The sequence below is a fragment of the Neorhizobium sp. P12A genome (genome assembly GCF_008365395.1).
In the GTDB taxonomy this organism is placed as follows: Bacteria; Pseudomonadota; Alphaproteobacteria; order Rhizobiales; family Rhizobiaceae; genus Rhizobium.
On sequence record NZ_QOVX01000001.1, the window covers coordinates 1,238,195 to 1,245,706 of the forward strand.

The following is a 7,512-nucleotide window of genomic DNA, read 5'->3' on the forward strand; positions in this document are numbered from 1 at the left end:
AGTAAACGACAAGAACCTCGATAGCGGCCGAAGGAAATCTCAATCGGGGGCATCCGAAGCCGGCTATGTCCCGGCTCACTCCTCGTCGGAATAATCCGCCTTCGTCTCGTCTTCCGCAACGGGAATCGCATAGGAGCCGTTGAGCCAACGGGACAGATCCGACGAACGGCAGCGATCCGAACAGAAAGGATAATGCTCGCGCACCGAAGGACGTCCGCACTCGGCACAAGAACGCGTCTTCCGCAAAGGTTCTACCTTTGCGCCGATCTTCATCCGCTCATCCGCCATGATGATCATCCTTCCTGCCAATGGGCGTGGACATCGAATCCCTCCCCCGACAAAAGCAGCATGGTTTCATAAAGGGGCAATCCGACGACATTCGTGTAGGAGCCGACGATTTTCTGAACGAAGCAGCCGGCCAGACCCTGAATACCGTACGCCCCCGCCTTGCCGCGCCATTGGCCGGACGCGAGATAAGCTTCGATATCGGTTTCGGACAGCCGCTTGAAGCGCACTTTCGTCTCGACGACCTTCTGCCGCAGCTTGCGATCGGGAGTGATCACGCAGATGCCCGTATAGACCCAATGGGTGCGGCCGGACAAAAGATGCAGAGCCGACGAAGCTTCATCGACGAACTCCGCCTTTGGCAGGATCCGCCGCCCCACCGCGACAACGGTATCTGCCGCGAGCAGATAGCTGCCCCGCCAGATGACATCATTGCGGATGACGGCATGGGCCGCTTCCGCCTTTTCAGCGGAAAGTCGGCGGGCAAGCGAGCGCGGATGTTCGGACTTGGCCGGCGTCTCGTCGATATCCATCGGCATCAGGCGCGCAGGATCGATCCCCGCCTGATGCAGCAGGTCGACGCGACGCGGCGAGCCGGAAGCCAATATCAGCTTGTGTTTCAGCGCCATCAAACCTCGACCATCGCAGGCGTACTAGGAAGGATCGGCCCGTTCGAAACGGCCGATTATTTGAAACGATAGGTGATGCGGCCCTTGGTGAGGTCGTAAGGGGTCATTTCCACCAGCACCTTGTCGCCTGCCAGAACGCGGATGCGGTTCTTGCGCATGCGGCCGGCCGTATGAGCGATGATCTCATGCTCATTCTCGAGCTTTACGCGAAAGGTCGCGTTCGGCAGCAATTCGGTGACAATACCGGGAAATTCCAGGACTTCTTCTTTCGGCATTAAGGCTTTTCTTCCTGTAGGGTTTGAGGCCGGGGGCTCGGCCTCCGGGAAATTTGCGCGGAAACTACACAATCAACGCGGTTTTGTGAACCTCGTTGATCAGGCTTTATGCATTTGTTTCACGCCGGCTGTACGGCAATACCATCCCGTCTGACAAGCCTGCTCTCGATCAGGCCGATCAGACGATCTCGAACTTCGCGGTAAGCATCCAATATCTGCTCTCGAGTGCCGGTTGCAACCGTCGGGTCGGGCATGGGCCAATAAACGACATCAACGGCCTTGGACCGGGTGAGTTCCAGCGCGGCGTGATGCGCTTCCGGCGACAGGGTGATGATCACGTCGAAGAAGTCGTCTTCCAACTCTTCGAGGGTCTGCGGCTGTCGGCGCAACACGACAAGGCCGATCTCCTCAAGAACCGTATCGACGAACGGATCCCTCTCGCCGGCACGAACACCCACCGAATTTACATAGATGCCAGGCGGGAGAAGCCTGCGGGCGATCGCCTCCGCCATGGGTGAGCGGATGGCATTCATGCCGCACATGAACAGTATCGCTCCGGGTGGCTTGCCGCTGCCTGCGGCCACTGGGCTCTCCATGGCCGTCACCCGCGCCAGTAGAGGACGCAGACGAGGGTGAAGAGACGCCGGGCCGTGTCGAAATCCAGCGTGATCTTGCCCTGCAGCCGGTCCATCAGCGTCTGCGAGCCCTCGTTGTGAACGCCGCGACGCCCCATGTCGATTGCCTCGATCTTGCTCGGTGTCGCCGAACGGATCGCTTCATAGTAACTCTCGCAGATCATGAAATAATCCTTCACGATCCTGCGGAAGGGCGTCAGCGACAATATATGCGTCGCCACCTCGCCGCCTTCGTCCGTCGTAATGGTGAAGACGAGCTTGGAATCGATGAGCGACAGGTTCAGCCTGTAGGGACCACCGGCGTGGCCCACGGGTTCGAAGGTGTTTTCCTCGATCAGATCGAAGATCGCGACCGCCCGCTCGTGCTCGACATCGGGCGTCGAACGGCCGATCGTGTCGTCGAGGACCACATCGCTCAGCCGGTAGTCGCCTTCAGCCATCGCTCATTTTTCCAGATTGAGCCGTATTGCGACGGAGCGGGCATGCGCATCCAGCCCCTCGGAGGTCGCAAGCGCGATCGCCGCAGGTCCGAGTGTACGCAACTGTTCTGCGCCGAGCCGCAGGATCGATGTCCGCTTGACGAAATCCAGCACGCCAAGGCCGGACGAATAGCGCGCCGAACGCGCCGTCGGCAGCACATGGTTCGATCCGCCGACATAATCGCCGATGACTTCAGGCGTATGCGCGCCGATGAAGATGGCGCCGGCATTGCGAATACCGGGCAGAAGCGCATCGGGATCGGTAACGGCGAGTTCCAGATGCTCAGGCGCGATCCGGTTGGAAAGCGGCAGCGCGGCCTTGAAGTCAGGCACCAGAATGATCGCGCCGAAATCGCGCCAGCTTGCAGCAGCCATTTCGGAACGGCTGAGTGTCTTCAATTGCCTTTCGACGGCAGCCTCGACCGCCTTGCCGAATTCCGCATCGTCAGTGATCAGGATCGACTGCGCGGCCGTGTCATGTTCCGCCTGGGCCAGAAGGTCGGCGGCTATCCAGTCCGGATTGTTGTCCTTGTCGGCAATAACGAGCACTTCCGACGGGCCGGCGATCATGTCGATGCCGACGGTGCCGAAGACGTGCTTCTTGGCGGCCGCGACATAGGCATTGCCGGGACCGGTGATCTTGGCGACCGGGGCAATCGTTTCCGTGCCATAGGCAAGGGCTGCAATCGCCTGCGCACCGCCGAGACGGTAGATTTCCGTGACGCCTGCCAGTTTTGCCGCCGCAAGCGTTGCCGGATTGACCGCGCCGCCCGTCGCCGGAACCACGATGACGATGCGCTCGACGCCAGCGACCTTGGCCGGCACCGCGTTCATCAGCACCGAACTCGGATAGCTCGCCGTGCCGCCCGGAACATAGAGACCGACGGCCTCGATCGCCGTCCAGCGCGAGCCGAGCCCGACGCCGAGCTCGTCCTCATAGATATCGTCCTTCGGCAATTGCCTGCGATGATGGGATTCGATGCGGACGGCAGCGACCTTCAGCGCGCCGAGCACTTCGGAAGGAACCAGCTCGATCGCCTGGTTGATTTCTTCTTCGGTGACGCGCATCGGGACCTTGGTAAAGTCCACGCCGTCGAATTTCTTGGAATAATCCGCCAGAGCCGCATCGCCGCGCGCCCGGACATCGTCGATGATGGCGCGAACCGCCAGGTTGACGTCTTCGGACACTTCCCTCTTGGTCGTCAGGAAAGCCGCAAACTTCTGCTCGAACCCTTCAGATCCATGTTCCAGCCAGATAGCCACTGCCGATAGTCCTTTCAAATCGAGGCCGCCTGCCGGCTGCCGAAATTATTCCCCGTCCGAGTGGTCGGGTTTGGAAGCCGTTTCCCACGCGCCGCCGACATCCGCAAGCTGAACTTCGATACATTCGACATCGAGCGCGATCGTCGCGTTGCCGGCAAGCGTCAATTCCACGGTGCCATCAGGGCCCTCGCCCTTCTGCTCGAAACGGATGGCAAGCAGCGACAGAACCTCGTCGCGCCGGCGCCTGTCGATGCCGGTCGAGCGAACCGCCTGCACCCGTTTGAACACGAGGGCCGAGCGATGCCGCTCATAGGCCTTGTCCTTGCGGTCGGAAAGCTCCCAGACGAAGCGATTGGCGGTGATCGAAAACTGGCCTAAGCGCGGCGAATAGAACATGTCGCCCACTTTGAAGACGCTGTCCTGCATATGCGCCGATATGATTGCCAGGTCCTCGTTGTCGAGCGCCAGGAGCTTCAAAGTGGTCATTCGTCTTACGTCCCCATCACCAGCCAATACCGGAAAGCGGCATCCCCGTGATGGAGATAGGACGCAACGACAAAAGACGCAACCGCGGAAGCGTGAACTCCGCGGCGCGTCAGCCGTTTTCGATTATTCGCTGATCCGCTCGACGATCGCGCCGCAACGGGTCAGCTTCTCTTCCAGCCGTTCGAAGCCGCGATCAAGGTGATAGACGCGCGACACGACGGTCTCGCCCTCGGCTGCAAGGCCGGCGATGACGAGCGATACCGAAGCGCGCAGATCCGTCGCCATGACTGGCGCGCCGCGCAGTCGCTCGACGCCCTCGATCTTCGCAGTCTGGCCGGAAAGCGAAATTTTCGCACCGAGGCGGGCAAGCTCCTGCACATGCATGAAGCGGTTCTCGAAGATGGTCTCGGTGATATGCGAGGTGCCCGACGAGCGCGTCATCAGCGCCATGAACTGCGCCTGCAGGTCGGTCGGGAAGCCCGGGAAGGGATCGGTGACGATATCGACCGGCTTGATGCCGGCGCCGTTGCGCTTGATATGCAGGCCGTTATTGGTCGGCGTGATCTCGGCTCCCGCACGGCGCAGGGTCTCCAGCGCGGTTTCGAGAAGCGTGGAGTCGGTATTTTCCAGCCGCACATCGCCGCCGGCCATGGCAACCGCCATCGCGTATGTGCCGGTCTCGATGCGGTCAGGCAGAACCCTGTGGCGGGCGCCGGAAAGCGAGGTAACGCCTTCGATCGTGATAGTGCTGGTGCCGGCGCCCGATATCTTCGCGCCCATGGCATTCAGGCAGGCTGCAAGGTCGACGATTTCAGGCTCGCGCGCCGCGTTGCCGATCACGGTCGTGCCGCGCGCAAGCGTGGCGGCCATCATGACGACATGCGTCGCGCCGACCGATACTTTCGGGAACGTATAGCGCGCGCCGACAAGGCCGCCCTTCGGAGCCTTGGCATTGATATAGCCGCCATCGATCTCCATCGTCGCGCCGAGGGCCGTCAGACCTTCGAGGAAGAGATCGACCGGACGCGTGCCGATGGTGCAGCCGCCGGGAAGCGAAACGCGGGCATGGCCTTCGCGGGCAAGAAGCGGCCCGATGACCCAGAAGCTGGCGCGCATCTTCGAGACCAGCTCGTAGTGGGCGGTCGTGTCGACGATGGTGCGACAGGTGAAATGGATCGTGCGCGAATAGGAATCTTCCTGGCGCTCGCGACGGCCGTTGACGGCGACGTCGACGCCGTGATTGCCGAGAATGCGCATCAAAAGCTCGACGTCCGCCAGATGCGGCACGTTTTCGAGCGTCAGCGTATCGCTGGTCAGAAGCGAGGCGATCATCAGCGGAAGGGCGGCATTCTTGGCGCCGGAGATCGGAATGACACCGTTAAGTTCATTCCCGCCGACAATCCTGATACGATCCATGTGTCAATTACGGGCCGGGCCCGCCTTTCCTGAGAGTTCCAAGCCTTTAAGAAGGAAGGTGGTGTTTAGACGAAATACAAGGGCGCTTCAATTCGTTTGGTCTGCACGCGACGTTTCATTACGATTCGTCCATTTTTGCGGCAGGAAGCCCATCCGTCTCATCAGCCTGCCCCGCACGGCGGGCACGCACCTGCTGTTTGCGGCGGGCAAGATTCTCGCGAAGCTTCTGCGCCGCACGCTCCCGCCGCCGATCCGCCTCGGTCTTGTCAGCCGCACCCGTCGACCCGACAGCCCCGGCCGCCTGGGCTTTCTCGTCTTCTGTCCCGTCTTTGCTCATAAAGCCTCCATATCCGAAATCCGGCCCATCCAAAAGCTTGACCACACTTTTTCAACGGCTGTTTCGAACAACATGGATTTTGCGGCTTGCACTTGCCGCCAAGCTATGGCAATAGCCGCCTCGCTCACACGACGCGTCACACTGCGTCGCAGAAATGCTGCTATAGCTCAGGGGTAGAGCACTCCCTTGGTAAGGGAGAGGCCGAGAGTTCAAATCTCTCTAGCAGCACCAGCTTTCTTCTCCGGAAAATCGAATCGCTCCCTTTTCAAAGACTGGCGACTCTGGGCATTGTCCCAATACGAGGATGACGCTCATAGTGCCGGATTGCAATTGAAGTTGGAAACAATCGAGCGATAAAGCTCGCTCGTCAATTCGCAACCCTTCTAGGTGGAGCACTTCAGCCCGCCCTCCGGCGCCGGCTTGCCACGTTCGTCCGTCCCCGATCATCCCAATTTCTCTTAACCAAATCCCAAGATCGGACCTTTGTCTCAGCAAGCTGGGACCTTTGCTGCATTGCGAAAAGATTGCCGTTGAACTAACGTAACGTCAGGAAGAAATTTAAGCCTTTTATAACTGTTTTGTGCGCGCTCCGACACGCCTGACGCCGATGGATGCTCATGGCAGGATTGTTTCGAAAGATATTTGGCGGGAATACCGAGAAGGTCGTGGAGAAGCCGCCGCGGGTGCGGCTTAGCCTCGATCCGTTGGCTTATGCTGCCATTTACGCCATTGGCGATGTACATGGCTGCTACGAGGCGCTGATCGAAGCGGAGAGGCGGATCGTCGAGGACGCAAGCATCATTGCTGGCCCGAAGCTGATCGTGCTTCTTGGCGACTATGTCGACCGGGGCAAACGATCGAGGGACGTCCTCCAGCATCTTTGCGCGCCGGCCCCGGAAGGTTTCCACCGCGTGGCCCTCTGCGGCAACCATGACGACGCCTTCTTCAAATTTTTGACCGCGCCGCGCACGAATATCGGCTGGCTGGAGTTCGGCGGTGAAGAAACGCTCTATTCCTATGGCGTGGATGCCAAATATCTTTTCAGCCAGGGACGAGGCGGTCTGGATGCGCTCTGCGCAGCAATTCGCCTCGCCGTTCCGCCGGAACATATCGAATTGCTGCGATCCATGCCGATCGCTCTTTCCATTGGCGATCTGATCTTCGTGCATGCGGGCGTGCGCCCCGGCGTATCGATGGATTCGCAATCAGATCGGGATCTGATGTGGATACGCGAACCTTTCATCACCAAGGGTCCGCAACTGCCGTCGCTCGTCATCCACGGCCATACGCCTGATATGAAGCCCGTCTTTGCCAGCGGGCGCATCGGCATCGACACCGCCGCCTTCGCAACAGGCAACCTAACGGTTCTGAAGATCGCCGGCGGCGAGCCGTCGGTCTTTCCCGTCGCCGCTTAAGTCGCCAGAACAAAGCCCAGAACCAGAACAGAGCCTGGAAACGGAAAACGGCCGGAGCTGAAACACCGGCCGCTAATAGGGTTTTCGAAATCCGGCGCGAATCGCAATTCGCTGCTCGGTCGGCGAGCAGCGATCCGAGCAGCGCCCTTAATTTTTGCCGTTCCCAATGTCTCTGATTGAATCTCGTGTCGAGACTGTATCGGATGTTGTACCGGCAGCGGTTGATGTAATGGCGTTGGCGATATCGAGGAACTTCAGGAGTTCGACGGAGCCGGAATTGCCGGTGTAGAGG

At 60.0% G+C, this 7,512-nt stretch carries 10 protein-coding genes and 1 tRNA gene; 2 read left to right on the forward strand and 9 right to left on the reverse strand.

Translation table 11 applies throughout. The annotated features are described in order from the left end of the window. Window positions 1-75: 75 nt before the first annotated feature. From yacG to DTW90_RS05970, 9 genes are all read right to left on the reverse strand, one after another. The gene (yacG, locus tag DTW90_RS05930; RefSeq protein ID WP_188079878.1) at window positions 76-288 is read right to left on the reverse strand and encodes a DNA gyrase inhibitor YacG; all 213 of its coding nucleotides are present in this window, start codon (window positions 286-288) and stop codon (window positions 76-78) included. 5 nt (window positions 289-293) lie between these two features. Beyond that, on the reverse strand, window positions 294-914 hold the full coding sequence (locus DTW90_RS05935; protein WP_149336958.1) for a Maf-like protein: 621 nt from the start codon (window positions 912-914) through the stop codon (window positions 294-296). 56 nt (window positions 915-970) lie between these two features. Continuing rightward, window positions 971-1,189: a translation initiation factor IF-1 gene (gene infA / locus DTW90_RS05940; RefSeq protein ID WP_003545338.1), complete on the reverse strand. Its 219-nt coding sequence runs from the start codon at window positions 1,187-1,189 to the stop codon at window positions 971-973. Between the two features lie 119 nt (window positions 1,190-1,308). Then, complete coding sequence (locus DTW90_RS05945) at window positions 1,309-1,785, reverse strand: low molecular weight phosphatase family protein (RefSeq protein ID WP_149336960.1); 477 nt, start codon at window positions 1,783-1,785, stop codon at window positions 1,309-1,311. 5 nt (window positions 1,786-1,790) lie between these two features. Beyond that, complete coding sequence (locus DTW90_RS05950) at window positions 1,791-2,264, reverse strand: UPF0262 family protein (protein WP_149336962.1); 474 nt, start codon at window positions 2,262-2,264, stop codon at window positions 1,791-1,793. 3 nt (window positions 2,265-2,267) lie between these two features. Next, window positions 2,268-3,566 carry a histidinol dehydrogenase gene (gene hisD, locus DTW90_RS05955; protein WP_149336964.1) on the reverse strand — a complete coding sequence of 433 codons (1,299 nt, stop codon included), beginning with the start codon at window positions 3,564-3,566 and terminating at the stop codon, window positions 2,268-2,270. A 45-nt stretch (window positions 3,567-3,611) separates the two neighbouring features. Beyond that, complete coding sequence (locus tag DTW90_RS05960) at window positions 3,612-4,052, reverse strand: DUF2948 family protein (RefSeq protein ID WP_132525192.1); 441 nt, start codon at window positions 4,050-4,052, stop codon at window positions 3,612-3,614. Between the two features lie 123 nt (window positions 4,053-4,175). Next, on the reverse strand, window positions 4,176-5,468 hold the full coding sequence (murA, locus tag DTW90_RS05965; RefSeq protein WP_132525190.1) for a UDP-N-acetylglucosamine 1-carboxyvinyltransferase: 1,293 nt from the start codon (window positions 5,466-5,468) through the stop codon (window positions 4,176-4,178). Between the two features lie 118 nt (window positions 5,469-5,586). Then, on the reverse strand, window positions 5,587-5,805 hold the full coding sequence (locus DTW90_RS05970; RefSeq protein ID WP_132525188.1) for a hypothetical protein: 219 nt from the start codon (window positions 5,803-5,805) through the stop codon (window positions 5,587-5,589). A gap of 156 nt (window positions 5,806-5,961) precedes the next feature. Here DTW90_RS05970 and DTW90_RS05975 point away from each other — a divergent pair. After that, window positions 5,962-6,036 (forward strand) — tRNA-Thr (locus DTW90_RS05975). Window positions 6,037-6,422: 386 nt separating this feature from the next. After that, window positions 6,423-7,220: a metallophosphoesterase family protein gene (locus DTW90_RS05980; protein ID WP_348642633.1), complete on the forward strand. Its 798-nt coding sequence runs from the start codon at window positions 6,423-6,425 to the stop codon at window positions 7,218-7,220. Window positions 7,221-7,512: the final 292 nt, after the last annotated feature.

What these genes read in the sequence shown, in the direction of transcription:
- yacG (WP_188079878.1), bottom strand. Translation starts at nt 288, where the DNA reads ATGGCGGATGAGCGGATGAAGATCGGCGCAAAGGTAGAACCTTTGCGG.
- DTW90_RS05935 (WP_149336958.1), bottom strand. Translation starts at nt 914, where the DNA reads ATGGCGCTGAAACACAAGCTGATATTGGCTTCCGGCTCGCCGCGTCGC.
- infA (WP_003545338.1), bottom strand. Translation starts at nt 1,189, where the DNA reads ATGCCGAAAGAAGAAGTCCTGGAATTTCCCGGTATTGTCACCGAATTG.
- DTW90_RS05945 (WP_149336960.1), bottom strand. Translation starts at nt 1,785, where the DNA reads ATGGAGAGCCCAGTGGCCGCAGGCAGCGGCAAGCCACCCGGAGCGATA.
- DTW90_RS05950 (WP_149336962.1), bottom strand. Translation starts at nt 2,264, where the DNA reads ATGGCTGAAGGCGACTACCGGCTGAGCGATGTGGTCCTCGACGACACG.
- DTW90_RS05960 (WP_132525192.1), bottom strand. Translation starts at nt 4,052, where the DNA reads ATGACCACTTTGAAGCTCCTGGCGCTCGACAACGAGGACCTGGCAATC.
- murA (WP_132525190.1), bottom strand. Translation starts at nt 5,468, where the DNA reads ATGGATCGTATCAGGATTGTCGGCGGGAATGAACTTAACGGTGTCATT.
- DTW90_RS05970 (WP_132525188.1), bottom strand. Translation starts at nt 5,805, where the DNA reads ATGAGCAAAGACGGGACAGAAGACGAGAAAGCCCAGGCGGCCGGGGCT.
- DTW90_RS05980 (WP_348642633.1), top strand. Translation starts at nt 6,423, where the DNA reads ATGGCAGGATTGTTTCGAAAGATATTTGGCGGGAATACCGAGAAGGTC.